Origin of the sequence: Limosilactobacillus fermentum (genome assembly GCF_013394085.1) — a bacterium.
Taxonomy (GTDB): domain Bacteria; phylum Bacillota; class Bacilli; order Lactobacillales; family Lactobacillaceae; genus Limosilactobacillus; species Limosilactobacillus fermentum.
In genome coordinates, this window is record NZ_CP040910.1 from 1,131,105 (window position 1) to 1,157,492 (window position 26,388).

Genomic DNA, 26,388 nt, shown 5'->3' on the forward strand with positions numbered 1-26,388 from the left:
TGATAAAATGATCAAGTTAACGGTGACTCCCGCTGCCGCCGACTGGATCAAGGAAACCCTTAAACTGGTTGTCGGAAACGGAGTCAATTTTTACCCGGACCCGGATAACCACCACCCGGTTATTCATGGGCCGCACCAACTGTACGCCATCGATAACCACCCCGACCGCGTGGTAGCTAAAGACGAGGTCAGCGGTATTAACTTCCACATCAACTTTGAAGACGAGTGGTTCTTTATCGGCCGCGAAATCACGGTTGATTACCAAGCCACTGACGGACTAACCTTTACCTTTAGCGGTAACGACGCCAACGCTGGCGCCACCATCAACTACGAAAAGTTTCTAATGTAAGGATAGAAAGTGGGATAGAACCTGTAATTCTCGGTCCCTGCTTCTATCTAGGATTCAAAAATATAATTAGCGGCGGAGAGAAACGACTTGTTTTTCTCCGTCGCTTTTTGATTGACGTTAGCAAGTGAATGGTTTAGGCTGTTTGCCGGTTTTTTATTGGGGTTTAGTTATAGTAAATATCTGCTTGTCCGTTAATGCTAAAAAAGAACCGCGGGATTCGTTCCCACGGCCCTAATTAAGCTGTCTTTAGTTTACTTTTGGTGGCGTTTGATAAAATCCCCAATCCGCTTGATCGCTTCCTGGAGGGTCGCCAAGTCGGTGGCGTAAGAAAGCCGGACGTGGCCGTCTAAACCAAAGGCCTTCCCCGGTACGATCGAGACGTGGGCCTCCTCTAAGACCCCGTTGACAAATTCGTCAGTCGACTGAAAGCCAGTCAGTTCAACGGCCTCGGAAACGTCCGGGAAGAGGTAAAAGGCCCCCGCCCCCTTAGTAACGCTCACGCCAGGCAAGTCGTTGATCAGTGAGGTAATCGTGTTGAGCCGCTCTTCGTATGCTTGGCGCATCCTTTCAACTTCTTCTTTCCCCCGCGGGTCGGTCAGCGCCGTCAGGGCGGCGTACTGGCTAACGGCCGCCATGTTCCCACTCACTTGGCCTAGGTAGGTACCTAAGGCAGCGGCAACGTTGCTTGGCGCCACCGCGTAACCTACCCGCCAACCGGTCATGGCGTAGGACTTGGAAAAACCATTGACCAAGACGGTGTGGTTAACCACGTCTTCACCCAAATCAAGGACGGAGGTGAACTCGGTGCCGTTGTACACTAGGTCGCCGTACATGTCGTCGGCTAAGATTACCAGGTCGTGGTCGACCGCCCAGTTGGCGATTGCGGTTAGCTCGTCTTTGGTGAAGACCTCCCCGCTCGGATTATTCGGGGTGTTTAAGACCAGCAGCTTGGTCTGCGGGGTGTAGACGGCTTCGAGGTCTTCCACCGTCACCTTGAGCCCTTGGCTGGGGTGGGCCAAGACGGGCTTGGCGCCGGCTAATTTAATTTGTTCGCCGTAAGAAACCCAGTACGGAAGCGGGATCAACGCCTCGTCGCCGGGGTTTAAGAGGGCCTGGGTCACCGCATACAGGGCAAACTTGCCCCCGTTAGTAACCACCACGTCACGGGCGCCAAAGTCGGTCCCGTGCTGTTCATTAATGTGGTTGGCGATCGCCTTGCGCAGCGGTAAGATCCCGGTGGCTGCCGTGTAGGAATCGGCCTCGTGTTCTTCAATCGCCTTGATGGCGGCTTGGCCAATGTAGGACGGGGTCTTGAAGTCGGGTTGGCCGACCGCCAGGTTTAAGACGTCGATCCCCTGGGCGGCCATTTCCTTAGCCCGGTTAGAAAAGGCCAGGGTGGCCGATGGTTGAATGTTTGCGATCCGTTCTGAAAGTTCCACGATTAATCAATCCTCCTGGTGTTTAACTGCCAAAATGCGAACAAAAAATGCACTTCATGGTCAAATTATACCATCTTACCACAGAAACCGGGAGGGGATTTTAACACGGAGCCAAAAACGGGACCGGGAGAAAAACGGCTTCTCCCGGCCCCGGCGGTTCTTTTTAACTGTGAGTCAGCCCGCCCAGTCGGCTCCCCTGGCTCACAGGGCAAAGGGCCTGACTAAGTGGGTCAGTGGGGTGTGGTCAGACACTTTAAGCACCAAGTAACCACCAAAGACGCCGAGGGTGTTGCTGATCACGTCGTCAATATCAACGACCCGGTTTAAGTTAACCGCTAGATCGGCCACTAGTTGGCAGGATTCAATCGCTAAGCCCGGTAGCGCACAGAGTAAGAGGAAGGCCACGGGGGAGAGGTTCGGTTTCGCTAGGTACAGGTAGACCCCCAGCGGGACCGTCATCAGGATGTTGGCGTAAAATTCCGCATCGACGTAGGCTAAGGGGTGCAGGTTGTACGAAACCGTACCAAAGTAAGAGAGCGGCTTATCGAGCCCCGGGAAAAAGGGCATCCCAGTCGGGTAAAAGGTTAGCCAGATTAAAACCGCTAAGTAGCAAAACCCGGAGCTAACCGTGATCCACTGGGCCGCCCGGTAACGTTGCCCGGCAATGCGCCCCCAGTAAACGGCGCCGAGGATCAGCAGTAAGGTTGCTAACGGTAACCACCTTTGATGCATCATCTGTCCTTCCTTCTTTCCAGTTATTAGGTTTTATTATACCGGTTGAACCATGATAAACTAGGTTTTACACCGATCGTTAGCCTTTCTTATTATTTACGCCGGTTAATTTGCATCCCGATCAAGGAGCCAATAATAAACAAAACGACCAGGACTAGGATAAACGTAACCACACTACCACCGCCTTTCATAACGTTTCGATTGTACCGACCCAGCCGGGCGGGGTCAATCATTTTTAAAAGTTGATGGTGAAATCATGACCTAACTTGTATAATGTTTTCAAACGTCACAAGAGAGGGTGATTTGATGGAATCAATTGAAGCGATCATTCAACAACAGCAGTTAGCAGGTAAGTTATTCGGCGGCTTTTTCGGCCTGGAAGTCGAGCAACACCGGGTTTTAACTAACGGTAAGCTTAGCCGCCACCCCTACCCGGCCGCCTTTTCGTCCCGGCGCCACAACCCCTATTTAAAGACCGATTTTTGCGATAATATGTTTGAACTAGTGGCGCCCCCCGTTCAAGGGGCCACGGCGGCGGTCCAATACCTCAAGTACTTGCAACAAATTGTCAATGACCACTTGGCAGCAGACGAGCGGATCTGGCCCCTGTCGATTATGGCGCCCCTCTCCGCCGATGACCTAGCCTTTGCCACCACCTTCAATACCCGTCAGTGGATGGCTGACTACCACGACTACCTGGGCGCAAAGTACGGGATTGCCCGGGAACTGATGGCCGGCGTCCACGTCAACTTTTCGCTCCACCGCGACCTCATCGCCGCCCTCTTTGCGGCCAGCGGGCAAAGCGATTTAGCGGCCTTTAAAAACCACTTATACTTCCGCTTGGCCCAGGGCTTTGTCGCCCACCGCTGGCTCTTTACCTACCTGTTTGGGGCCAGCCCGGTGCTGGCTAACCCACTCAAGGGAATGCCGGATAACCTCGCCTTCCCGGTCCGCAGTTTGCGCAGTAGTGACTTTGGCTACACCAACTTTTCCAGCGAAACGATCACCTACAGTTCTTTGGGTGCCCAACTCGACCAACTCAAGCGCTTCGTCGCCGAAGGGAAGTTCTACTCCCTGCACGAATTCTACGGTCCGGTCCGCCTCAAGAGCCGCGGCGCTAACTCGGACGACCTGATTGCCCACGGAACCGAGCGGCTCGAATTCCGGGCCTTTGACCTCGACCCGCTTTCCCGGGCGGGGATCTCAAACGATACCCTCAACTTCTTGGAGGTCTTCTTAGCCTACTGGCTGGTTGCCGACCAGGAGGCTGATCTAACGGAGGCCGACGAGAAAAACCAAGCCGTCGCCCTCCAACACCCCCACCAAGAATTCGACTGGACCAAAGAACGCGGACTGGCCCTGTTAGACGACCTCGACGCCTTCGTGGCTAAGTACGGGGCGCCAAAGGAATACCAGGCCGCCCTGCTCTTTGCCCGCCGGCGCCTGGAGGATCCGCGCCTGACGATTGGTGGCCAATTAATCGACAAGGCCGATCCCGACGGCGGCCTACTTTCTTACGGCCTCAAGATTGCCAACAGCCACCACGACTGGTACAAGTCCATGGCGTATCCCTTACAGCCTACGATCGCCACTTACCCCGCCCCGGCCCAAGAACTGATCAAGGCGGCCATCGAGTTGGGGATCAAGGCCAAGGTTACCCAAAATTCCTTTGCCCTCATTTTGGGCGATCACCAAGAACAGTACGCCGCTAACCAGGCCTTTGACCTGACGAACGGCGCCAAACAAGCGGTGCTGGTGGCCTTCCCCGAACAGGTCAACTACACCGATCAAGTCGACCAAGTTCAAGTCTGAGGACCAGCTAGTCGGGGCGCTGCCGGTTTAACCAGGAAATTAATTGAAGCGCTTTCAGTAGGTGCCTATAATGGAACTAAAACTTACTAAAAGAAAGTTAAACCAAAAGGATGATCTTGATGACCAAAGTATTACTAATTGGGGCGACCGGGATGGCCGGTCAAGAAATTTACCAAGCCGCCACTAAGGCCGGACTGGCCGTCACCGCCCAGGTCCGCCATGCCGACAAGGCACGGGAACTGTTTGGTACCGGCGTGACCGTTTTAGAACAAGACGCCCTGACCCTGTCTAAGGACGAACTCGCCAACTTCGACGTGGTCGTCAACGCCTTTTCAACTAGCCCCGCCGAAGCCGACAACCACCAAAAGCTAGCTGAACACCTCGTCCACCGTCTCGGCGGGGATCAGCGGCTCTTGGTGATCTTGGGGGCTGGCTCGTTGTTAGACGGCGCCGACGACCACCTGGTGGTTGATGACATCAAAAAGACCCCCGGGGCCGACGCTTGGATCGCCATCCCCGAGGGGCAAAAAAAGGAGCTCGACTACCTGCGGACCGTATCCGGGATTGACTGGGTTGGCATCTCGCCGTCCTACACCTTCAAACCGGGACCGGCAAGCGACCAGATGCTCGTCGGCAACGACCACCTGCTTAGAAACGACGCCGGGGAATCCTATACCACCGCCGGCACGATGGCCAAGGCAATGGTCGCAGAGATCCTCCACCCAGCCCACCACCGCGAATGCTTCACGGTTGCTAACAGCTAACTAAAAAGGACACCAACAATTCGGCAAACGAATTGTGGTGTCCTTTTTTCGTTGGTCTGTGTAATCAAGGGGAATCACTGTTAACAGGCCTCGGGGGCGTTTCCCACTCACCTATTTTTTAATCATCATTGCTACTAAAGATCACCATTTTAGCCATGATAATCTCCCGGTAAAGGCTGGTCATCGCCGGGCGGTACTTCTCCTCTAGTTGAGTCACCATCGCTAGGTAGCCGCGCTCCTCTTGAAAAGCCAACCGGTACGCTTCTTCGAGGAGCTGGCGCTGTTCTATGGGGAGGGCTGTTTGGCGACGACCTGGCGGACCTCCTGGATGAACTGGCGGGTCGTTGTGTTAGCAATTTGGGCGTTCAAGTCGTACAGCACCCGGCGCCGAAGGTCTTCGGGCAGGTAAATCTGCTTGATACGGGCAATCGCCTGGTTAACCATCGCCTGGCGGACCTTGGTCACTTCCCCTTCTAGTTCGGTGTCGGTCGTGGTCGGCTTTAAGATCAACCGAAAAACTGCCGTTGGATCACAATTGAACATACCACGGCTAAAATCAACAGCGCCGTTGAATACAGTAGTACCACCAATATCAACCTCCCGTTATCGTCCTCAAATTATAACCCACTTCAGCGTTCAGTTGGTATTGTTTTGACTTGAAACAATGCTAAGGGGCCCGGAGAAAGCCATTTCTTTCCCTGGGCCCCTTATTTTGATTGGCAAACGTTAGCTCAAGACGTGGTAACTAACAATGGGGGGCGTTTCCCCCTGATTACATTTTCTTCCAAATCTCCTCGTCAAAGTAGCCGAGGTGGTTGACCTCCAGGGTCTTTAGGTAGGCGATTAGTTCAATCGCGGCCGAGGCGCTCAGTTGGTTAACGGCGTTTAAGCCGGTCCCAATTGGCACCACGTTGCTCATCGCCACCACGTCGGTGCCGTTTTCAATCTGCACCTGAGAAAAGGTGATCGACCACCGTCCCCGCATGTTCGGGGCAAAGACAAAGAAGAGGTTGTAATCGTCGGCTAAGTATGCCGGCATGGCGTAGGCAACCTTGTCGATCGGTTCGGGCAAGAGGTTGCCCTGAAAGGCGAAGTGATCAAGGTTAAGGGCGTTGACCGGGTTATTAAGCATAAAGACCGTGTTTTCAAACTCGGGCCGGCCAAGTTTCATCTCCGGGGTAATGGTATCCTTTAAGCGCATCAGATTCTCCTAACTGAAGTTGGTTCGGTAAAATTCATACTTTTGGTGAATCGACTGGAGGGGTTGGTCCATCACGTGTTCTTCCCCTTGATCATCAACCAAGAAACGCTCGCGGACCTTTTGGGTAAACTGCAGCCGCACTAGGGGTGCCTTTTGAAAGACTTGCTCCAGGTTGGTCCCCATGATCGCCAGGTGGTCACAATAAGTCGGCACCAGCATCTGTTCGAGGTCACCAAACAAGTCGGCCAAGACGTCGGCGTAAGCGCGATCGGCGTAGTGGCGTTCGTTCTCCTCCAGGCGGTCGTAGTACTCGACGTTGGTGAGCCCCTTTTGGTTTTCGATGGCGTGTTTCTCATCGTATTGGTGGGTTAAGTAGGAATCCCAATCGCGGTAGGCGTAGGTCGTCAGGTGTAAGACCAAATCGCGCCCCTTTTTAGTGACGTTTTCCGGGACCATCCCCCCCTTAGGATCCTTTAGGTAGGGGCGTACCAGTTCAAGCGCTACTAGGTAATAAAAGGTCCCCGGCAAGAGTTCTTGGTCTTGGTCAGGTGAATAAAGGGGTCCCTCTCCTTCCAAGAGCGGCAGGCCAATAATTGATAAACGGGTTTGGTTGACGGCGTAGACCAGGTCCTCAATGTCTTGGTCAATTTCATCGCGCGCCGAGACCGCCTGTAAGACGTGGGTGAAGAGGCGGGAGAGTTCGTTTTTCTCCTTTTTTTGGTTGGGATAGTAACCAGCTTGGCGCTCGTACTTCCGGGTGCAACGCTCCAGTTGCTCCTCTAAGGCGGTCGCCATCCGTTCCACTTGCACCGGTAGGGTTGGCTCTTTCACCCCTTCTTTGGCCACCTGGCGAACGGCTTCGCGTAGGACCGGCCGCATCTCAATGAAGTCTGGAAAGTCAAAGACGTTTTGAAAGTCGTAATGACCACTCGGATCGACTTGTACTGGGTTCAGCTGGTAATTAAATTCAGTCATGGTGTACCCCCTTTTTAAACTAGCTTACCAAGTCCCCTGCCGCCAATCCATTAGGGAAACAACTAAAAATAGCCGAAGACCGACGCCTGAAACGGTGTGATCTTCAGCTATTGAATTGGTTATTGAATACTCACTCGACTAGGAAAGCTTCGCCGTTGGGCGCTTGTCAACCACCACTGACTAAAGTCAGTGGCTTGTGAGCCGAATATCATCACGGATTTCGAACCACAATTTGCGTAGATAGGGACAACTTATTTGGCCAACTGAAATTGTAATCAAACAGCGGTCGTCTAATTACCAACGCCTTTTATGTCCCCAGGTTGCCATAGGGACAGATAAGCTAGGCTAGTTTAGCTATTCCCTTATCAAGAATGTTTTTAGCTGCGTTCCAGTCACGAATATGGTGAATACCACAGTTAGGACAAGTCCAGTTTTTATCATCTAATGTTAGTTTGTCCGTCCCATTAGTGCCCATTACAAAGCCACAATCGCAACATGTTTGGGTAGTATTTCTTGGGTTGATTGTGATAAATTGACGCCCATAAAGCTTTGCTTTATAAGCCAACATACCAAGAAATGTTCGCCAGCCAACGTCAGAAATACTAAGTGCTAAAGCATGATTTTTAAGCAAATTCTTGCTACGCAACTCCTCGGCTACTACTAAATCGTGGTTCTTGATTAATGCGGTAGAAATTTGTTGGAGAAAATTATGCCTTTGGTTCATTACCTTGGCATGGAGTTTAGCGACTAACAAGCGCTGTTTTTGATAATTTTTACTATCTCGTAAAGAACGATGTTCTTTTTTTGCACGTTGTTGCCGTCTAGATAAAATGCGCTGTTCTTTGGCTAATTTGCCTTTAATAGTGCGGTAATATCGTGGATTAGGAACTATGTTGCCTTCACTGTCGGTTAAGAAGTTATCAGTATTAAGATCAATTCCAACATGTCCATGAGTAGCTTTGGACACTTTAACAAAAGATTCATCTGAAGCTAACTGCATTGATAAAAAGAAGCGATCCGCTGAATCTTTAGTCAACGTCACGGTACCAATTCTAGTCTCGCATATTCTTTTCAAAAGCCGTGCTTGGGAACCGGCAACACGTAACAGTCCTATTTTAGGTACTTTGACATGACTATTATCTAGAAAACAGACTGTACCGTTAGTTAGCAACGCAGTTTTTTGCCCCGGGTATTGACAATTGGTTTGATACCGCCAGTGATAACTCTTTCGATGAAATTTGGGAACGCCAGTGGCGTGAACCTTCCGAAAAGCATTCCAAGCTTTTCGATAGTTCTGAATGGCATTAGCTTTCGTCAAACTATCAATTCGTTTATCTTCTAAGAATTGATAGTGATTAGACATTTGCTTAGCGTTTTGGCGCATAGTTAGTTGCTTAATACGATCCTGAACTATGTCAATCGGTAGCTTAACTCTGCGAAGCTGCATCAGTTCCTTATTGATCGCAACCATTTCGTTATAGATAAAGCGACTAGCGTCACTGTTGATTTTAATCAACTGCTTTTGTTGGTCACTAGGATAGCAGCGCATTTTTAGGCCATAATGATGTTTCATTTTTTGCCATTGACTTCATTTGATTTCACCTCCTTTATTGATATGATAACATTATATCATGATGTCAATGCATTAACAAAGGAGAGCATATTATGACTAAAGAAAAAATCAAAGATGCCATTTATACTCGTCGTTATATCTATAATTTCCATTATCATTTGATCTGGGTAACTAAGTATCGCAATCAGACTTTTACAACCGAGGTCTTATCTAACGAAATGAAAGCTATCTTGCAGCAAGTTGCAGATGACAATGACATCGTAATCGAAAAGATGGAAGTCATGCCGGATCACATTCATATGCTGATCAGTTTTCCGCCAAGCAAAGCTCCGGCTAGTGCCATTAAGGCGCTCAAAGGACGTAGTGCCTATATTTTTTTACAGAATCATCCAGAAATACGATGTAGCCAATATTGGGGCGGTCATCTTTGGTCGCCGAGTTACTATATGAGTACATTGGGCAATATGAGCAAAGAAGTTGTCGAGAAATATATCAATGACCAAAAATATACAGAAACAAACAAAAAGCCCCATAAAGGGGCTCAATAGTGGCCTATCCATCCCATGACTAAAGTCACGGGATTTCCGGCTAATATTAATTAAACCAACTTGGTCCGCCGGCGGTAAACGATAAAGCGGCGGAAGATGTATTGCCACGGCAAGGTTAAGGCGTGCACCAGCCGAGTGTACGGGAAGTAACCGAAGACAAAGAAACCAACTAAGACGTGGATCCGGTAAATCAACGGAACGTTTAACATTAACTGCCACTGCGGGTTCAGGGTGAAGAGGCTCCGCACCCACGGCCCGATCGATTGACGGTAGTTAAAGTCAATGAAGGCACCGTAAATCGTGCACGACATCCCGAGCGTGATCGTGATCAACAGGACCCAGTCAACTAAAATGTCGTTGATGCTCGAGGTCTTGTAAACCCGGGCCACGGTCATCCGCCGCCAGGTTAAGATCGCCATCCCGATCCAAGCCAGGCTACCGGCCGGAATCCCCATCATCAGAGAACCAAATATGTGGTACATGTGTTCCGTGATGCCGAAGTAATCGGTCCAGGCTTGGGGAACGAGCATCCCCAAGATGTGACCAAAGAAGGCCAGGATGATCCCAATGTGAAAGAGGATGCTCCCAATCATCAGTTTCTTCTTTTCAAAAATTTCACTCGACTTGGCCGTGATCGACCCGTGAAAGTACTTAAACCGAATGAAGGTCCCGAAGAAAAAGGACGCCAACATCAGGTAGGGATAATATACCCACAGCAGGTGGGCCCAAGCGTTATGCATGTGCGTTCGCCTCCGTTTCAACGCAGGACCGGATCAGGCCCCGCACCGCTTTGATTAGTTTCATGTACGGGTCGTCGGCGTCGGCCAGGGCGTTTTGCAAGAGGGAGTAGGTCCCGTCTTCAATCACCCCTAAGGCGAGTTGGAGGTCGTCTTGGCGGCTGTCGTCCATGAAGTCGCCATAGGCAAAGAACTCTAAGAGCATCGGCAAGTAATCAGCCAGCTCACTGGTCGTCTCCGCCACGCCGAACATTTCGTACATCATTTTGAGTTTAGCAAGGATCGTCCCCCGCTCGCGGGAGTCGGTCATCTTGTAATAAGACATGTAAAGGGTGTAGCGCCGGTTCATTTCAAACAGGCTGGCAAAGTGGCTCTCCTGGTCCAGCAAGGTTCCTTGGTTTAACTCATCGAAGAGCTCACCAAAGGTCACTTGTTGCTCCTTAGATAGCGCTGGATTTTCGACCAAAGCCGCCCGCATCTCTGGACTAAAGGTCTCCTGGTCGGGATAATCAATCAAGCGCGACAGGGCCACGAAGACATCCTGGAGCTGGTTAATTTTTGCAAAGTTAATCACGCCAAATCCCCCCGTAGAAGCTTTCTGCGTAAATTTGGTTGGTTGATTCACCAGCTTCGGCCTTCTTAAACATGCTGGAGTGTTGTGGTGCCAAGGCACAGCCTTCACATTCATCGTAACCCAGGGTCCCCTGTTCGGATTGTGCGTCTTCGAACTGGGACTTGTTGGATTGCGGAATCACAAAGCGGTCTTCGTACTTAGCGATCGCCAGTAGGCGGTACAGTGAAGTGGCCGAGTTTTCGGTCAAGTCAACCTTAGCCAGCTTAGTGGTATCGAAGTCTTGACCGGCCGTCTTCGCCCGCATGTAAAGCCGCATCATAGCCAGCTTGTAAAGGGCCTGCTTGATGACCGGTACGTTACCCCCGGTCAAAAGGTTAGCCAGGTATTCAACCGGCACCCGCATCTGGTCAATACCCGGGAAGATCATTTCCGGGTTCTTCATTGAATCCCGTCCTTCAAAGTAGGACATCACTGGTGACAGAGGCGGAATGTACCAAACCATCGGCATCGTCCGGTATTCCGGGTGCAGCGGGAAGGCAATCTTTTCTTCGACCGCCATCCGGTAGATCGGTGACTTTTGGGCCGCTTCGATCATTTCCTCAGAGATCCCTTCCTTTAAAGCTTGGTCGACAATTTCCGGGTCGTTGGGGTCCAAGAAGAGGTCCAATTGGGCTTCGTAAAGCTTCGTTTGGTCCGGCGTGGAAGCGGCTTCTTCCACCCGGTCGGCGTCGTAGAGCATCGCCCCGATGTAGCGGATCCGACCGACACAAGTTTCGGCACAAACGGTTGGCAACCCCTCTTCAATCCGTGGGTAACAGAAGGTACACTTCTCGGCCTTGTGGGTCTTCCAGTTGAAGTACACCTTCTTATATGGGCAACCGGTCATGCAAAAACGCCAGCCCCGGCACCGTTCCTGGTCGACCAAGACGATCCCGTCTTCGTCACGCTTGTACATCGCCCCGGACGGACAAGAAGCCACGCACGGTGCGTTTAAGCAGTGTTCACACAGCCGCGGTAAGTAAACCATGAAGGCCTGCTCGAAGTTCTTCTTGATGTCCGATTCGATCTTTTGCATGTTCGGGTCCTGGTTAACGTATTCCGTTGAACCAGCCAGGTCATCATCCCAGTTCGGTCCGGTGGTTAATTCCATATCCAAACCAGTGATTTGCGACTTTGGCCGGGCCACTGGTTGGTGCTTTTTCTCCGGGCCAAACAGGGTCTTGTAATCGTAGGTCCATGGCTCGTAGTAGTTGTCTAATTCGGGCATGTCGTTGTTGTAAAAGATCTTCCCCAGGGCGATCTTGTTCAACTTGTTTCCGGCCTTTAACTCCAATTTTCCCTTGGAATTTAAGGTCCAGCCCCCGTGGTATTGTTCTTCGTCTTCCCAGCGCTTAGGGTACCCGACCCCGGGCTTGGTTTCGACGTTGTTAAACCACATGTATTCGGCCCCGGGCCGGTTGGTCCAGGTGTTTTTGCAGGTTACCGAACAGGTATGACAACCAATACACTTATCAAGGTTTAAGACCATCCCGATTTGTGCTTTAATCTTCATTCCAGTTCACCTTCTTTAACTTTCTTACGTTCGCGTACAGGTCCCGCTGGTTCCCGGTTGGGCCATAGTAGTTCCAACCGTATGACAACTGACCATAGCCGCCGACCATGTGGGTAGGCTTAACGTGGATCTGGGTTGGGGCGTTGTGCGAGCCCCCCCGGTTCCCGGTGATCGTTGACAGCGGTTCGTAGATTTCATTGTCCTGGGCGTGGTACATGTATAAGGAACCCTTAGGCATCCGGTGGGAAACCACCGCCCGGGCGGTAACGACCCCGTTCCGGTTATAAAGTTCAATCCAGTCGTTGTCCTTGACGTCAATTGCCTCGGCGTCTTGCGGGCTCATCCAAACGGTTGGGCCACCCCGGAAGAGGGTCAGCATTTCCAGGTTATCGTAGTACATGGTGTGGATGTTCCACTTCCCGTGCGGGGTCATGTAACGAAGGGTGACTTCCTTGTCGGCAGGGGTGACCTCAACGTCACCAGGTCCCATCACTTGTGGTGGCAAGGACGGCTTAAAGGTCGCCAACCCTTCCCCGAAGTCGAGGAAGATTTCGTGATCCAAGTAGAATTGTTGACGCCCAGTCAGGGTTTCCCACGGTTGGAGGCGTTCAACGTTCAAGGAGAAGGCCGAGTAACGGTCACCGTTGTGCTTAGCAGAGGTCCCGATTGGGGTTGGATAAGCCTCTCGCGGCTGGGCGGTGATGTTTTTAAAGGTCATCTTGGCTTCGGCGCGGCCACGGCCAATGTCGGTTAACTTTTCACCAGAGGCCTGTTCCCGCTTTTTCCACCCCAGGTCAGCCAAGCGCCCGTTGGAGGCCGTCGACATCCGCAAGACGGCGTCACAGACCTTGGTGTCTTCGTCTAGCATTGGTAAGCCAGCGTTGTAGCCATCGGTGTAGGTCCCTAGCTCATCCTTAAGCTCTTCAATTTCTGGGGTGACGTCATAGCCGTAGTTAGCGGCCATGCTTGGGCCCAGGGAAACGTACTGGTCGTAGATGTGGTGGTAGTTACGTTCCACTAAAGACATTGACGGCATTGTCTTGCCCGGAACTGGCTCGCATTCGCCCTTCTTCCAGTCCTTGATTTGGCCCAGTGGCTGGCTGATTTCACCCGGCGTCCCGTGGCCCAGTGGCTGGGTCTTTAAGTCGTAACCAGTTTCCGGTAGGTACTTTTTGGCCATTTGGGTAAAGGTCTTAGCCAAGAGCTTAAACTGTTGCCAATCGGAGCGTGATTCCCACATCGGACTGATCGCCTTGTTGAACGGGTGAATGTAAGGGTGCATGTCGGTTGACGACAGGTCCTCTTTTTCGTACCAGGTTGCCGCCGGTAAGACCACGTCGGAGTACATAGCCGTCGAAACCATCCGGAAGTCCATGTCGACAACCAGGTCAAGCTTCCCAGTCGTGTCCTCGTCGTGCCAGACCATTGTCTCGGGCTTCAAGCGGGTGTTGGCCTTGGCCAAGAGCCCATTTTCGGCACCCAGGAGGTGCTTCATGAAGTACTCGGCCCCCTTCCCAGAGGAGGCAAACAGGTTGGAACGCCACAAGAAGAAGTTTTTCGGCTGGTTTTGCTTGGCGTCTGGGTCCTCGGCGGCGAAGTGCAGGGTGCCGGCCTTGAGCTCTTCCACCACCCGCTTTTGAATTTCCTTAATGTCTTTGGTTTGGTAATCATCGACAAAGGACAGGGAGTTGCGGTCAAATTGCGGGTAAGACGGCAGCCAACCGAGGCGGATTGCCATTTGAACGTAATCGGCGTTGTTTAGGTAACGGTGGTCACCCTGATAAACCGGCGAGTACTGTTGCTGGTTTTCCATTTCCTCGTAACGCCATTGGTCGGTGGCAAAGTAGTACCAAGTCGTCCCCTGTTGTTGGCGGGCACCACCCTTGTGCCAGTCGTTGGCAAAGGTGATGTTGGCCCACCCTTCTTGGGGCCGGAGCTTTTCTTGGCCGACGTAGTGCGCCCAGCCGCCACCTTGCACCCCGATGCAACCACACAACATCAGCATGTTGATGATCGCCCGGTAGTTCATGTCGGCGTTAAACCAGTGGTTAACCCCACCACCCATGATAACCATTGACTTTCCGCCGGTATCAAGGGCGTTTTGGGCAAATTCACGGGCGATCTGGGTAACTAGTTCCGGCTTGACGCCGGTATATTGTTCTTGCCAGGCCGGCGTGAAGAAGGAGTTGGCGTCGTTTTCGTCTTGGGCGGCCAGTTCGTCGCCCGCCCGACGCTTAACCCCGTATTGGGCGAGCATCAGGTCGTAAACCGTGGTCAGGTAGTGGGTTGAACCATCGGCAAAGGTTACCTCTTGGACCGGGATGTGACGTGCCACGACCGAATTACCTTCGTTAGAAAAGGACGGGAAGTCAATTACAACTTCCTTAGTTGGCGTTACCTGGTCTTCAACGGACAACGCCGGATCAATGGCGTTGCCAGCGGCGTCCTTTAATTCTAGGTTCCACTGGGTGCCTTGATCATAATCCTGTCCCAGGGTCCCGTTCGGCACAACGTAGCGGTTGGATTTGGTGTCGTAAACCACCGTCTTCCAATCGGCGTTGGTCACGGCGTCGTTTGTCAAATCGTTGATTCGCACGTAGCGTCCCGAAGTTAGGTGGTCATTGCCGGCCGCCGAAGGAATTAATTCAACCATAAACGGCAGGTCGGAGTACTGCTTGGAGTAGTTAATGAAGGCCTGCTCGTGGCGCTTTTGGTAGAACTCGTTTAGGATCACGTAGGTCATCCCCTGAGCGACGGCCGAGTCGCTCCCCGGTTCCGGTGCCAACCAGTCGTCGGCAAACTTAACGTTTTCGGCGTAATCCGGGCTGACGGCGACGATCTTGGTCCCCTTGTAGCGAACTTCGGTCATAAAGTGGGCATCCGGGGTCCGGGTTAACGGAATGTTGGAACCCCACATAATGATGTAAGAAGAGTTGTACCAGTCGGCTGATTCTGGCACGTCGGTTTGTTCCCCCCAAACCTGCGGGGAAGCAGGCGGTAGGTCGGCATACCAATCGTAAAAGGACATCACTTCGCCCCCCAGCAGGGATAAGAAGCGCACCCCGGCCCCAAACGAGATCATTGACATGGCCGGGATCGGGGTAAAGCCGGCGATCCGGTCGGGTCCATAATTTTTAATCGTGTAGATCAAGGAAGCCGAAATCAATTCGAGGGCCTCGGCACGGTGAACACGGACCATTCCCCCGTGCCCCCGGGCCGACTTGTATTCCTTGGCCTTTTGTGGATCTTCGACAATTGAGGCCCACGCGTCAATCGGGCTTTCGTGGTTTTGCTTGGCGTCTTGCCACATCTTCCACAGCCGGCCCCGAATGTATGGGTATTTGATCCGCACCGGGCTGTACTCATACCATGAGAAGCTGGCCCCCCGCGGACAACCCCGCGGCTCGTAACCCGGGATGTTTGGCCCACACGATGGGTAGTCGGTGGCCTGGTGTTCCCAGGTAATGACCCCTTGCTTGACGTAAACGTTCCAGCTACAAGAACCGGTACAGTTAACCCCGTGGGTCGTCCGAACAACCTTGTCGTGGGCCCAGCGCTGCCGGTAAAGCTTTTCCCAGCGCCGTGAGTTTTCTTCTAGCTGGGTGAAGGTACCGTTGAACTTTTCAACCTTGTGAAAAAAACGTGACTTAATCACTGTTATCCCTCCTAAAAATGTACTTGGCCCACTAGTGCTTAATAAAGTAAGCCATTTCCCTAATACCAACACTAGCACCCAAATTGCTATACTACGACTAGGGAAAGTCCTATATTTTTAATAAAGGAGGCGGAAACCATCGACCGTTACGACCGCCAACGCCGGGTGACTTCCATCGGAGCAGCCGGTCAAGAAAAAATTAGCCAAGCCACCGTCTTAGTGGCTGGTTGCGGCGCCTTGGGTTCTTACGTTGCCGAGCAACTCACCCGGGCCGGCGTCGCCCACCTGATTTTAGTTGATCCCGATCAGGTGTCATTAACCAACTTACAACGCCAGGCCCTCTTTGATGAAGACGACGTTAAGCAACACCGTCTCAAAGTGATGGCCGCTAAAAACCACCTTAACCAAATTAACCACGAGGTCGAAATTACGCCGCTGCCGGCCCCACTCTCGATCGACTTACTCAACGAGTTAGATTTTGACCTCGTCATTGACTGTTTGGATAACTACCAGGCCCGCGACCTGATCAACCAAGCGGCCTGGGTCCATCAGTTTTCTTATGTCTTTGGCTCCTGCGCCGGCAACTTCGGTAACGTTATGTTAATTGACCCGAGCAAGGGGCCTTGTTTAAACGACGTTTTCCCGGATTTAGAGGCGCTCAAGGCCACCGATTGCGACTTAATTGGGGTCACCACCCCGTTGGTACCGCTGGTGGCGGCCAACCAGGTCAGCCTGGCCCTCCACTACCTAGTCGACCCGGCGACGGTTAACTATGACCGCCTGTTAACAATTGACGCTTGGAACGGCGACTTCAACTACTTCCGCGTCCAAAAGCGACCGGATTGCCCAGTTTGCGCCAATCACAAGCTAACGGTTGAACCAGACGTCAGCCCGCAAGTCCGTGTCCTGTGCGGTAGCCAAACCTACCTAATGGACCTAACCGAACGTCTTGATTTAAATGACCTCGCCGACTGGTTAACGGATCGCCAAATCGAAGTCGAACAAAGCCCCAAGTTCATCCACTTTACCTTTAACCAAAACGAACTATCCGCCTTTAAAAACGGCCGTTTGATCCTCTACGGGGCCCCCGACCTGGCGGACGCCGAAAATCAATTCGACCGCTTTTTAGCCGTCACCAACCACTTAATGACCCAGTAGAAAGGAGCAGATAGTAGTACCATGTTAACAGCCACCATTTTAACCGTCTCTGACAGCCGGCACCTGGCAGAAGACGGGAGCGGCGCCTTAATCAAGGCCCGCTTGCTAGAAAATGACGTTACGGTTATTGACCACCGGATCGTTGTCGATGACCAAGTTCAAATCCAAGCAGCCTACTTAAGCCAAGAATTGATGGGCGCCGACCTGTTAATCATCAACGGCGGAACCGGGGTTGCCCAACGCGACGTTACCATCCCCGCCATCACCCCACTCTTAACCCAGCAAATTCCGGGCTTTGGCGAGGCCTTCCGGGCGCTTTCCTTCAAAGAGATTGGCACCCGGGCCCTGGCCTCCCACGCCATCGCCGGTTTCAACCTGTACAACCAGTTGACTTACTGCCTACCGGGCTCCAAAAATGCCTGCCAAACGGCCCTCGATCAGCTGATTTTGCCCGAACTCCAGCACTTAATTTTTGAACGCAGCAACCAAAGAAGGGATCTTCACCACCATGCTCACTAGACGAACCCCCATTTCCATTGCCCAAGCCCAAGCCAAGATAGCCGCCGTCCCCCTGAAATTAACCACCGAAGAAATTCCGGTCACCGAGGCTAACCACCGGATCCTGGCTAAGCCGGCCCAAGCGGCCTATGACTACCCCCACTTCCGTCGCTCGGGGGTCGATGGGTACGCCATCTTAGCGGAAGACGACCACGACTTTCCGCGCGACTTTGAGGTGGTGGCCGAAGTGCCCGCCGGGGCCGTCTTTGACAAGCAACTTCAACCGGGCCAAACTGTCCGGATCATGACCGGGGCCTGCGTTCCCGACGAAGCCAGCAAGGTGATTATGATCGAAAAGACCCGTGATAAGGGTGACGACCAAGTTACCATGATGGCGACCGAAAAGCACAGCAACATCACCGAAGTGGGGACCGACTTTGCGAAGGGCCAAGAAGTAATGGCGGCTCCCCAAGAAATTAACCCGGGTGGAATTGCCGTCCTCACCGCCTTTGGTATCCAAACGGTGACCGTCTACAAGCAGCCACGGATCGCCATCATCGCCACCGGGACTGAACTGCTGGCCCCCAACGCCCCGATTGAAAAGGGAAAGATTTACAACTCCAACGGGCCAATGCTCAAGCGCCTGGTCGAAGAAACCGGTGGGGTCGTTGACGAAGAGGTTCAATTACCCGACGACGATGACCAAATTCAAGTGGCCCTTGAAGAAGCGATCGCTAGCCACGAAATCGTGATCACCGACGGCGGGGTCTCGGTCGGTGACTACGACTTCATTGGCGACGCCGCTCGCAATGCCGATGAAATGCTCTTTAACAAGGTCAAGCAACGCCCCGGTAGCGTCACGACCGCCTTCGTTCAAGACGGCACCCTGGTGATGGCCCTCTCCGGCAACCCGGGCGCTTGCTTCACCGGCTTTTACCTCTACATGGAGCCGCTGATTCGCCGCTACCAAGGAATGGACAGCCGGGTCAAAAAGGTTACTGGGATCTTAAACGCCCCTTACACCAAGACCAACGGCTTTGACCGGATCCTGCGTTCGACCTACGAACAAAAAGACGGCACCTACTACATCTACCCGAACGGAACTGACCGCTCCGGATCCTTGGCCAACCTGCAAACCACCACTTGCTTCTGCACGATCCCGCACTCAACGGAACCAATCGCTTTACACAGTGAGGTTGAAACATGGCTCTTACCATTCAAGTAGTCGGCCACAAAAAGACCGGTAAGACCTTGGTCACCGCCGGCTTAATTAAGCGTCTGACCAGGGCCGGTTTATCCGTTGCAGCCATCAAGCACGACGCCCACGACGGCAACATTGACCAACCCGGCACCGACAGCGATCGCCTTTACCAAGCCGGGGCCAACCAGGTGGTCTTCCAGTCACGCCAAGGGAGTTTTCAACGCTCCCGCACTCCCCAGCCACTCGCCGACCTCGTGGACCAGTTCCAGCAAACGGCCGACGTAGTGGTAATTGAAGGCCATAAAGCGGCGCATTACCCCAGGTTGATTTTACTGGCGCCGGGGGAAAGCCGAAGCGATTGGGCGGGTTTTAACGCCTTAGCCTTTGGCGCCTTAGCTCAACAAGCCGACGCCGATTTAATTGGGGCCCCAACCATCACCGACTGGCTCTTTAACTACGTCATTACCCATTACCAAAAAGAGGAAACTCAGATGTCTGATCCATTAACCCACTTCAACGACCAAAACCGGGCCAAGATGGTCGACGTCACCGCTAAACAAGTGACCGCCCGCACCGCCACGGCCACCGGCACGATTCGGATGCAACCCGCCACCCTCGACCGGATTCACGCCGGGACGATGAAAAAAGGGGACGTACTCGCCGTGTCCCAAGTGGCCGGGATCATGGCCGCTAAGCAAACCAGCAATCTAATCCCGATGTGTCACCTGATCCCCTTAACCGGAGTCGATATCCACTTTACAGACAACAACCAAGACACGATTACGGCCACGGCTACCGTCAAAACCAAGCATGTTACCGGAGTCGAAATTGAGGCCCTCTTGGCCGTTCAGACCACCCTCTTGACGATCTACGACATGTGTAAGGCGATCGACCGCGGGATGGTCATCGACAACGTTCACCTGGTCGAAAAAGACGGCGGTAAGTCGGGGCACTTCCAATTTGGGGAAGCCCCGGAGAGCCAAGCATGATCGGCCTGGTCTTAGCCGGTGGTCAATCGCGTCGCTTCGGGGTTGACAAGGCGACCTACGCCTTGCCCGGTCACCCCGCCAACGTGGTGAGCGCCGTCAAACGACTTTTGCCCCTGTGTGAACAAGTAATCGTGGTGGCCAACCCCGCCAACCAGAGGCAGATCCAAGCCTTGGTGGGTGACCGGGCCACCGTAATTTTGGACCCGGAACCGTTTCTTGGTGAAGGACCAGTGGCCGGGATCCTGGCCGCCTGCCAAAGCGGGGCCAAGGAGCTTTTGCTCTCCCCTTGCGACTACCCAAACCTGACCACCCAATCAATGCGGGTGTTAGCTGGGCAACCAATGCGCTATTTACAAGTAGCCGGCAAGAACCACTACACCTTGGCCCACTTTCAAACCGATCAAGAAACGGTACAAGCTTGGTTATCTGGCGGTCAGCGGCGCTTGCAAGACTTCTTAAAAGGGGCGTTACACTGTCAACCACTGGTAATTAATGCCGATCCCAAAGAATTTACTAACTATAACCAAAGGAGTTCCGTATAATGAAAACTATGCAAGAAATGGCGCCTGCCGATTTCCAAAAGCTGATTGCCCTAGTCTTAGCCGACTTAACCATTCGGCGGACCTTGTTAGAAAACCGGGAACAAGAAGTGAACCAGGAAATGCGGTCCCTAGAAAAGGACGCCGAACTAGAGGACCTGGATAACCAAATTCAAGCCATCCAGGCCGACTATCACCACTACCGGGACTTCGTTGATCCCAACTTTAAAATTGACCTAGATCAATACTACCGGGGAATGAAATAAATAACATTATTCTTTTTGGAATATTTGCATATTCTAAACCTCAGGGTATAATATGGAGGAAAGATTATGACCGCAGGACAACCGCAACCACTGCAAACATACCAGGAGTTAGTTAACCGCTTGTACCAACAAAGTAACTATGACTTTGTTGGCGTAGCGCTACAAGCTCCCGTTAGTCCCCACCTCACCCGGTGGCTATTTGTGGCGGGCAACCAAAACGAACGGTTCCGGCGAATTGTTTTGCGACGCGGGATTGGGATTGCCGGCCTCGTATTACGAACTGGCGCCCCCTTTTGGCACAACGATATTTTAGCCCTTGATCTGAGCGACCGCCTCTATTCCCCCATTGCCCGAGCTGAAAACCTTCAAGCCGTCGTGGCGGTCCCGATTAATGACGGGCCGTTGCACACGGTTAGTGGGGTCCTACTCGCGGGGTACCGTAGCGGCCACCACCGGGTTTGTGAGGCCGATGCCGACAAGTTGTCTCAATCCCTGGCCTAACCCAAGGATGGAGGCGACTTTTTTGTTAGAAACAGCAAACTGGATCCAAACCTTTTTTGACTTATCATCGGACGCAACCTTCATTTTCCAGGCCGATCAACTGGTAGTCGCTAACCAGGCCGGCCAAGACTTGATCGACGCCTTTGACCTGGACCTCGACTACTTACAAGAACTCGCCCACACCGCTATTGCTCAGCAACAGTCAAAGGCGGACGGGTGCTATGATTGTGAAATTATGAACCAGCTCCCCGAATTGACCGTGCCCGTTGACCTACCACCGGATCACACTAATCCGTTGCGCTACACCATGGTTTACCGGGTTCTCTCCCCCACGGACCAGGTCTACGCTCTGGAATTAAAGAGCCGGGCAACCCTCGACCGGGCGACCCAAGTCGCTCAACAGCGGATGTTAAACCAATACGTCAACCGGGCCTATGAAGATGAGCGTAAACGAATTTCCCAGGACCTCCACGACAGCATTGCCCAGGGGGTCTATTCGGCGATTATGGGGGTGCGTCGTTTAAAAAGCGAGCAACTTGATGAACCCGAACGCCAACAGGTTAGCACCATGATCGAGACCCAACTTGACGACACCCTACGTGAAGTTAAAGAAATGGCCCTAGACATCCGGCCGTCCGTTCTGGACTCCTTTGGCTTGGTAGCGGCTATCCGCGCCTTAGCCAAGCGCTTGACCGAGAACTCGGGGGTCATCATCGACGTAATCGGCAAGGCTGACACCAGTGGCCTGACTACCGACGTCCAAAGCGTCCTCTACCGGATCACTCAAGAGGCGATCAATAACGCCCTCAAGCACGCTAACCCAACCGAAATTACGGTCATGCTCGTCGCCCACGCCCACTATATCAGCTTGGAAGTGATTGATAACGGCTGTGGCTTTGATTTTCAAGCCCACCGTGGCTTTAACGGTCACTCCCTGGGCCTAATGAACATGAGCGAACGGGTCAAGGCTTTAAACGGGTCCTTTATGATTGACTCGGCACCCGGCCAGGGGACAACGGTGACCGTCAAGTTCCCGGTCATTGAAATCAACCACCAAGTAAACGGGGAATCGTAGTATGTACAATGTATTAATCGCTGATGACCACGCCATCGTGCGCTCTGGTATCGCCTACCTAATCGATAAGCAACCAACTTTCCAAGTGGTTGGCCAAACCGCTAACGGGACTGACACCTACATGCGGGTTGAACAAGGCGACATCGACATCTTGATCATGGACCTCTCCATGCCACCGGGTGAAAGCGGCCTGATCACCGCCCAACGGATTCACGAACACTACCCCCTGGTCCGGATGATCATCCTCTCGATGCACGAGGAACAAGAGTACATTAACAAGGCCATTCATAACGGCGCCATGTCATACGTTTTAAAGAGCTCGCCGGATTCCGAAATCTTGCGCGCCCTAACCCAGGTCTCTAACGGGGAAAACTACATTGATGAAAACATCACCCTGACCAAAAAGGACCTTTCCCAAATTAATTTCGATGGTGTTGACGTCAATTTGACCGGTTATAATTCCCTTTCCAAACGTGAACGAGAGGTCTTCCCGTTAGTGGCGCTGGGCTACACCAATAAAGAGATTGCCGCTAAGCTCTTCATTTCCACCAAGACCGTTGAGGCCCACAAGGCCAATATCGTCCGTAAGCTTAAGCTCGAAAACCGAGCTGACCTAGTTCGCTACGCCATTCACCACCACCTAATTGATATCTAGGCTAGTCAAGGGGCTAGGAGAAAGTAGGTTTTCTCCCCGTCCCTTTTAATTTTCCGTTTTTTAGGCAAGCCCCCAATGGTTTTTGGACTAACTACTGCCTAAAATTAGCATAAAGAACCTTATTCGGGAGGAATTTATTATGGCCACTAATTTATCAAGAGATGATGAACTGCGGGGAATCTTAAGTGACATTACCCGTCACCGTTTCTCATCACGGCGCCAACTCAACCCCCAGTCCAACCTCTTTTTAACCGCTAAGTACGCCGTTGAGGAGGGCTACGTCACCCACGCCACTTTAGACGAAAGTGAAAGCCAATCCCTAGCCACCCTCGACCTAACCGAGGCCACCTTAACGGCCGCCGGGGTCGATAAGCTGGCGGAACTCAACCAACTGGACCAATAGGAGGAACCCATGGACGCCCAAGAACAGCTCAACCGTAAGTACACCAACTCATCGATTTACACCTCGGCCTTTTACGCCGACCCCGATGACGCCTTAGACAACCGCGCCAAACTCTTTGAGGGGCTCAAGTCCTTTACCATGAACCAACACGAGGACTCGCCCTTTTGCTTGCAAGTGATGTCGACCAACAGCGAAATCAACGTCATGCCCCTGGGGTTGTTGGACCTAGAAGAACTCAAGAATTACGAACAAGAACAACGCCGGGCTAAGGGGCTCTTTCAGGCCGGTGACGAAATCCCCCTGGTGGTCAAATACATCCCCCACGTTAAAGACGAAGAGGTTAAGCAAACGGTCGTCACCACTACCCAAGAGCTCTTCGCCGACTTTAACACCGCCTTCCCAAAGATCTGGGCGGCCGTTAACGATTACTTGCGGGATAACCAAGCCCTGCTAAACGCCATTGAAGCGGACCTGGTCGCCGACTTTGCCGACGTTTACCGGGAGTACCAAGCTAACTTTACCCAGATGAGTGCCAGTGAACGACAAAAGGCGCTTGGTTTTGAACTCAAAGACGAAGAACTCGATCACTTTGCCCGCTTTATGGCCGACATGCACGAGGTCCAAGCAGTGATCTTCTCGGCGGCCGGTTTCGTTAAAAAGGAGTTAGTTGGCGAAAATACCTTCCAAGAAGTCATGAACGACAACATCCGCCGTTCCACCTTCTTTTGGGTTCTCGATAACACCTTTTACGAGGTCCTTTACTACTTCTTGACTCACTACGGCCAGGAAAACGCCAAGTTGGCTAAGCACCTACGCCACCAAAAGGCGACCCTCATTTCCAACATGCGCAACGACGCCTTCGAACGGGCCCAAAAAGAGCTCAGCGCCGTTGATGCAACCACCGATTTTGAAAAGTACTTCACCGACGTTTACATCCCGGTCGCCGAACAACTGGCCGCCGAGGTGGACAAGTTTAACGGGGGCACCAAATGAAATTTCCGCACCACGAAGAGCTAACCGAGGGGTTGGGAACCCTAGTTGGCCAACTACCGCCGCTGATTAAAGAGTTGCTCGACCCAAGTGTCGACGCCACCGACCGCGACTTGCGCCTGCACCTCTTCGCCCTTTTAACAACCGGTCGGGAGCTGACAATGGACCAGGTCCAAGCCGCTTGCTTACCCGAATTTTTGGCCCTCGGGATGAGTATGAATCCCGCCTCCTTTAACCCAAGCCAAACCACCCCCGGTGACTTGGCCCAGCAAAAGGCGCGGACCTACCTCTTCCCCTACCTGATGAATCGCTACCTAGCGGGATTGCGTTTGATTAATACCCCCGCCGCCCTGCTAAGTGAGTTTGAAGTCGACGCCGGGGACCTAGCAATCGCCCAACTTCAACGGTTACAGTACAACTACAACGCCCACTTCAAGGTTGCCAACTACCTAGCCGATCTGAAGGCGCGGACTGGGCTACTAGCTTCCTTAACTGCCCGCCACGCCATGACCAGCGTTACTAAATCAGCAGAGGTCATCGGCTTAGCGGGGCAAATTGGTCAGTCCTTAGCGGTGGCCGCCCACATCATTGATGAGTGTGATCAGTTGACTACCCCTACTTACTTCACAGAGCGGATCGTGACCGGGACCTACCCGCTAGCCCTCTTGTTCACCCGGGAAAGGGAAGCCACGTGGCTCGATCAGTTCTTCGCCCAACCCCACCGGCCCAGCGAAGCAGACTTCGCCCGGGCCGCTCAGCTAACGATTGACAACGGACGTGGTCCCGCCCTGGAGATGGCCGGCGAATTACTCAGCCAAACCCAGCTCGACGTCCAAGTCTTACCAGTGGGTCCGGCTAAGGATGGGCTCAGTCAGTTCATTACCCAAGTGACCAATGATATAAAATCGGAATATTAGATAATTGGGGATTTGGAATAAAAATATGCTGATTTTGCGGTAAAAACTCGTTATAATGAACTTAGTGATAATGCTAACTTTTTGACGGGAGGTCTTAACCATGAATCACTGTTGCGCACTTTGTCACCACCGCTGCCCCCACTCAAAGTTTCGCTTTGGCTTCCTCATTAAGCTAGGGTGCCTTTGTGATTACTGTGCCCAGCAGGCCTTCGCCGCTTCCGAAAAAGACATCCGCTCCTGGATGAAAGAGCACACCCTCGAAGAATTTTTGATCCTCCACCAAGTCAATGGTGACGGAGTCCCGGTTTATTACCACCCGGTTTACGCCCACTAAAAGTACCCTTTTAACGGGCAATCATTTTAAACGACAAAGAGCCTGAGAGAAAACCGTGTTTTCTCCCAGGCTCTTCCTATATTTCCAAATGTTAGAGCAAAAACGCGGGAATCACCGCAAGTCTAGTGGCTAAGCAGGCCGAAGAACGGTGCGGATCGCACCAACCGTTCGTCCTAGCTTAGTCGTACGACCCGTCAAGAAGGTTCTTCCCCGCTCAGTTAACGCTTCTTTTGACCAATGTGAATAGCACCGGCCCCGAAGTTGAGTTTAGTGACCGTGACAGAACTCATTCCTGCTTCTTCCATCATTTGTTTGAGCTTCTCAGCCGAAACAAAGGCCCGGGAAGTCTGCTGAAGGTAACGGTAGTCTCGGTAGTTGCCCCCAAAGGCCTTGGCCATCAGTGGGAACAGCTTGAAGTAGCCCTTCCAACCGACCCGGACGAGCGGGTTATTGGGTTGTGACATTTCCAAACAGCCAAAGACGCCACCCGGTTTGAGCACCCGAGTAACCTCGGCCAATACCTGATTGGCGTCTGGAACGTTGCGAAGGCCAAAGCCGATCGTGACCACATCAAAGGAATTATCGGCAAAGGGGAGGTGCATGGCGTCGGCCTGAACCAGTTCAATGTCTTTTTGGAGGTCCAGGTCGCGCACCTTCTTTTCCGCCAGGTCCAACATCGCTTGATTAAAATCTAGGCCGATTACGCGCCCCGTCCGACCGGCCCGCTTAGCTAATTCGATCGTCAGATCTCCGGTTCCACAGCACAGGTCAAGACAATCGGCCCCACCAGCAACGTCAAGCTGGGTGAAAAAGACCTTGCGCCAGGCCCGCTGGGTTCCCAAGCTGATAACGTTATTCATTAAATCATACTTCCCGGCCACCCGGGAGAATAATTGATTGACCTCTTCTTCAGGGTGCTGATTAGTGAGTGGCATAGTAAATCCTTTCCGT

28 protein-coding genes and 2 pseudogenes are annotated in these 26,388 nt (G+C 52.6%); 18 read left to right on the forward strand and 12 right to left on the reverse strand.

All coding sequences use genetic code 11. The features are described from left to right. The first annotated feature begins 7 nt into the window (after positions 1 to 7). Positions 8 to 349, forward strand: a complete 342-nt coding sequence (locus FG166_RS05655) for a hypothetical protein (RefSeq protein WP_003683537.1) — start codon at positions 8 to 10, stop codon at positions 347 to 349. A gap of 251 nt (positions 350 to 600) precedes the next feature. Here FG166_RS05655 and FG166_RS05660 read toward each other — a convergent pair whose 3' ends face one another. Then, positions 601 to 1,788, reverse strand: coding sequence for a pyridoxal phosphate-dependent aminotransferase (locus tag FG166_RS05660; RefSeq protein ID WP_003683535.1), 1,188 nt, complete (start codon positions 1,786 to 1,788; stop codon positions 601 to 603). A gap of 201 nt (positions 1,789 to 1,989) precedes the next feature. After that, entirely contained in the window at positions 1,990 to 2,523 is a 534-nt protein-coding gene (locus FG166_RS05665; protein WP_003683533.1) for a VanZ family protein, read from the reverse strand. A gap of 303 nt (positions 2,524 to 2,826) precedes the next feature. Between FG166_RS05665 and FG166_RS05670 the strand changes: the two genes are divergently transcribed. After that, positions 2,827 to 4,332 (forward strand): glutamate--cysteine ligase, encoded by a 1,506-nt coding sequence (locus FG166_RS05670; RefSeq protein WP_035431083.1) that lies wholly within the window; start codon positions 2,827 to 2,829, stop codon positions 4,330 to 4,332. A gap of 119 nt (positions 4,333 to 4,451) precedes the next feature. After that, a complete protein-coding gene (locus tag FG166_RS05675; protein ID WP_035431082.1) occupies positions 4,452 to 5,096 on the forward strand; it encodes an NAD(P)-dependent oxidoreductase in 645 nt (214 codons plus the stop codon). 118 nt (positions 5,097 to 5,214) lie between these two features. On the opposite strand, the gene FG166_RS09595 is transcribed toward FG166_RS05675, so the two are convergent. The 5 genes and pseudogenes from FG166_RS09595 to FG166_RS05695 form a co-directional block, all read right to left on the reverse strand. Beyond that, on the reverse strand, positions 5,215 to 5,349 hold the full coding sequence (locus tag FG166_RS09595; RefSeq protein ID WP_003683525.1) for a hypothetical protein: 135 nt from the start codon (positions 5,347 to 5,349) through the stop codon (positions 5,215 to 5,217). 32 nt (positions 5,350 to 5,381) lie between these two features. Next, positions 5,382 to 5,639 (reverse strand): hypothetical protein, encoded by a 258-nt coding sequence (locus FG166_RS09600; RefSeq protein WP_003683524.1) that lies wholly within the window; start codon positions 5,637 to 5,639, stop codon positions 5,382 to 5,384. A gap of 229 nt (positions 5,640 to 5,868) precedes the next feature. Beyond that, complete coding sequence (locus tag FG166_RS05685; RefSeq protein ID WP_003683522.1) at positions 5,869 to 6,297, reverse strand: hypothetical protein; 429 nt, start codon at positions 6,295 to 6,297, stop codon at positions 5,869 to 5,871. Between the two features lie 9 nt (positions 6,298 to 6,306). Next, positions 6,307 to 7,272, reverse strand: a complete 966-nt coding sequence (locus FG166_RS05690; RefSeq protein ID WP_003683520.1) for a hypothetical protein — start codon at positions 7,270 to 7,272, stop codon at positions 6,307 to 6,309. A 340-nt stretch (positions 7,273 to 7,612) separates the two neighbouring features. Further along, positions 7,613 to 8,864 (reverse strand): annotated as a pseudogene (locus FG166_RS05695) (RNA-guided endonuclease InsQ/TnpB family protein). 73 nt (positions 8,865 to 8,937) lie between these two features. Here FG166_RS05695 and tnpA point away from each other — a divergent pair. Next, positions 8,938 to 9,393, forward strand: a complete 456-nt coding sequence (tnpA, locus tag FG166_RS05700) for an IS200/IS605 family transposase (protein ID WP_015638493.1) — start codon at positions 8,938 to 8,940, stop codon at positions 9,391 to 9,393. A 50-nt stretch (positions 9,394 to 9,443) separates the two neighbouring features. Here the strand turns inward: tnpA and narI are convergent, their stop codons facing one another. Genes narI through FG166_RS05720 form a run of 4 tightly spaced genes read right to left on the reverse strand, consistent with a single transcriptional unit; the run spans position 9,444 to position 15,908 of the window. Then, positions 9,444 to 10,133 carry a respiratory nitrate reductase subunit gamma gene (gene narI, locus FG166_RS05705; protein ID WP_041812814.1) on the reverse strand — a complete coding sequence of 230 codons (690 nt, stop codon included), beginning with the start codon at positions 10,131 to 10,133 and terminating at the stop codon, positions 9,444 to 9,446. Beyond that, complete coding sequence (gene narJ / locus FG166_RS05710; protein WP_003683516.1) at positions 10,126 to 10,704, reverse strand: nitrate reductase molybdenum cofactor assembly chaperone; 579 nt, start codon at positions 10,702 to 10,704, stop codon at positions 10,126 to 10,128. Before narJ ends, narI begins: the two co-directional genes overlap by 8 nt. Continuing rightward, entirely contained in the window at positions 10,697 to 12,256 is a 1,560-nt protein-coding gene (gene narH / locus FG166_RS05715; protein ID WP_003683514.1) for a nitrate reductase subunit beta, read from the reverse strand. Before narH ends, narJ begins: the two co-directional genes overlap by 8 nt. Then, entirely contained in the window at positions 12,246 to 15,908 is a 3,663-nt protein-coding gene (locus FG166_RS05720; RefSeq protein WP_035431112.1) for a nitrate reductase subunit alpha, read from the reverse strand. Before FG166_RS05720 ends, narH begins: the two co-directional genes overlap by 11 nt. 168 nt (positions 15,909 to 16,076) lie before the next feature. Between FG166_RS05720 and FG166_RS05725 the strand changes: the two genes are divergently transcribed. The 14 genes and pseudogenes from FG166_RS05725 to FG166_RS05785 all read left to right on the forward strand — a co-directional run bounded on the left by FG166_RS05725 (position 16,077) and on the right by FG166_RS05785 (position 25,437). Further along, positions 16,077 to 17,069: a HesA/MoeB/ThiF family protein gene (locus FG166_RS05725; protein ID WP_003683510.1), complete on the forward strand. Its 993-nt coding sequence runs from the start codon at positions 16,077 to 16,079 to the stop codon at positions 17,067 to 17,069. A 21-nt stretch (positions 17,070 to 17,090) separates the two neighbouring features. After that, positions 17,091 to 17,588, forward strand: coding sequence for a MogA/MoaB family molybdenum cofactor biosynthesis protein (locus tag FG166_RS05730; RefSeq protein ID WP_003683508.1), 498 nt, complete (start codon positions 17,091 to 17,093; stop codon positions 17,586 to 17,588). After that, entirely contained in the window at positions 17,578 to 18,792 is a 1,215-nt protein-coding gene (locus FG166_RS05735; protein WP_003683507.1) for a molybdopterin molybdotransferase MoeA, read from the forward strand. Before FG166_RS05730 ends, FG166_RS05735 begins: the two co-directional genes overlap by 11 nt. Beyond that, positions 18,771 to 19,055 (forward strand): annotated as a pseudogene (gene mobB / locus FG166_RS09605) (molybdopterin-guanine dinucleotide biosynthesis protein B); the annotation flags it as partial. The gene FG166_RS05735 and the pseudogene mobB, both read left to right, overlap by 22 nt. A gap of 204 nt (positions 19,056 to 19,259) precedes the next feature. Continuing rightward, complete coding sequence (gene moaC, locus FG166_RS09610) at positions 19,260 to 19,757, forward strand: cyclic pyranopterin monophosphate synthase MoaC (protein ID WP_021349479.1); 498 nt, start codon at positions 19,260 to 19,262, stop codon at positions 19,755 to 19,757. Then, entirely contained in the window at positions 19,754 to 20,299 is a 546-nt protein-coding gene (locus tag FG166_RS05745) for a molybdenum cofactor guanylyltransferase (RefSeq protein WP_003683501.1), read from the forward strand. Before moaC ends, FG166_RS05745 begins: the two co-directional genes overlap by 4 nt. Next, entirely contained in the window at positions 20,299 to 20,562 is a 264-nt protein-coding gene (locus FG166_RS05750; protein WP_003683499.1) for a hypothetical protein, read from the forward strand. Before FG166_RS05745 ends, FG166_RS05750 begins: the two co-directional genes overlap by 1 nt. Before the next feature lie 66 nt (positions 20,563 to 20,628). Further along, positions 20,629 to 21,063 carry a GAF domain-containing protein gene (locus tag FG166_RS05755; RefSeq protein WP_003683497.1) on the forward strand — a complete coding sequence of 145 codons (435 nt, stop codon included), beginning with the start codon at positions 20,629 to 20,631 and terminating at the stop codon, positions 21,061 to 21,063. 22 nt (positions 21,064 to 21,085) lie between these two features. Beyond that, positions 21,086 to 22,138: a sensor histidine kinase gene (locus FG166_RS05760; protein ID WP_035431078.1), complete on the forward strand. Its 1,053-nt coding sequence runs from the start codon at positions 21,086 to 21,088 to the stop codon at positions 22,136 to 22,138. A gap of 1 nt (position 22,139) precedes the next feature. Beyond that, complete coding sequence (locus tag FG166_RS05765) at positions 22,140 to 22,793, forward strand: LuxR C-terminal-related transcriptional regulator (protein WP_003683494.1); 654 nt, start codon at positions 22,140 to 22,142, stop codon at positions 22,791 to 22,793. Between the two features lie 139 nt (positions 22,794 to 22,932). Continuing rightward, a complete protein-coding gene (locus FG166_RS05770; protein WP_003683492.1) occupies positions 22,933 to 23,196 on the forward strand; it encodes a hypothetical protein in 264 nt (87 codons plus the stop codon). Between the two features lie 9 nt (positions 23,197 to 23,205). Continuing rightward, the gene (locus tag FG166_RS05775) at positions 23,206 to 24,189 is read left to right on the forward strand and encodes a hypothetical protein (protein ID WP_003683490.1); all 984 of its coding nucleotides are present in this window, start codon (positions 23,206 to 23,208) and stop codon (positions 24,187 to 24,189) included. Further along, complete coding sequence (locus FG166_RS05780; RefSeq protein WP_003683489.1) at positions 24,186 to 25,103, forward strand: hypothetical protein; 918 nt, start codon at positions 24,186 to 24,188, stop codon at positions 25,101 to 25,103. The genes FG166_RS05775 and FG166_RS05780 overlap by 4 nt, the downstream gene beginning before the upstream one ends. A gap of 100 nt (positions 25,104 to 25,203) precedes the next feature. Further along, positions 25,204 to 25,437 carry a hypothetical protein gene (locus FG166_RS05785; protein WP_003683487.1) on the forward strand — a complete coding sequence of 78 codons (234 nt, stop codon included), beginning with the start codon at positions 25,204 to 25,206 and terminating at the stop codon, positions 25,435 to 25,437. 218 nt (positions 25,438 to 25,655) lie between these two features. On the opposite strand, the gene ubiE is transcribed toward FG166_RS05785, so the two are convergent. Then, positions 25,656 to 26,372, reverse strand: a complete 717-nt coding sequence (gene ubiE / locus FG166_RS05790) for a bifunctional demethylmenaquinone methyltransferase/2-methoxy-6-polyprenyl-1,4-benzoquinol methylase UbiE (protein WP_003683485.1) — start codon at positions 26,370 to 26,372, stop codon at positions 25,656 to 25,658. Positions 26,373 to 26,388: the final 16 nt, after the last annotated feature.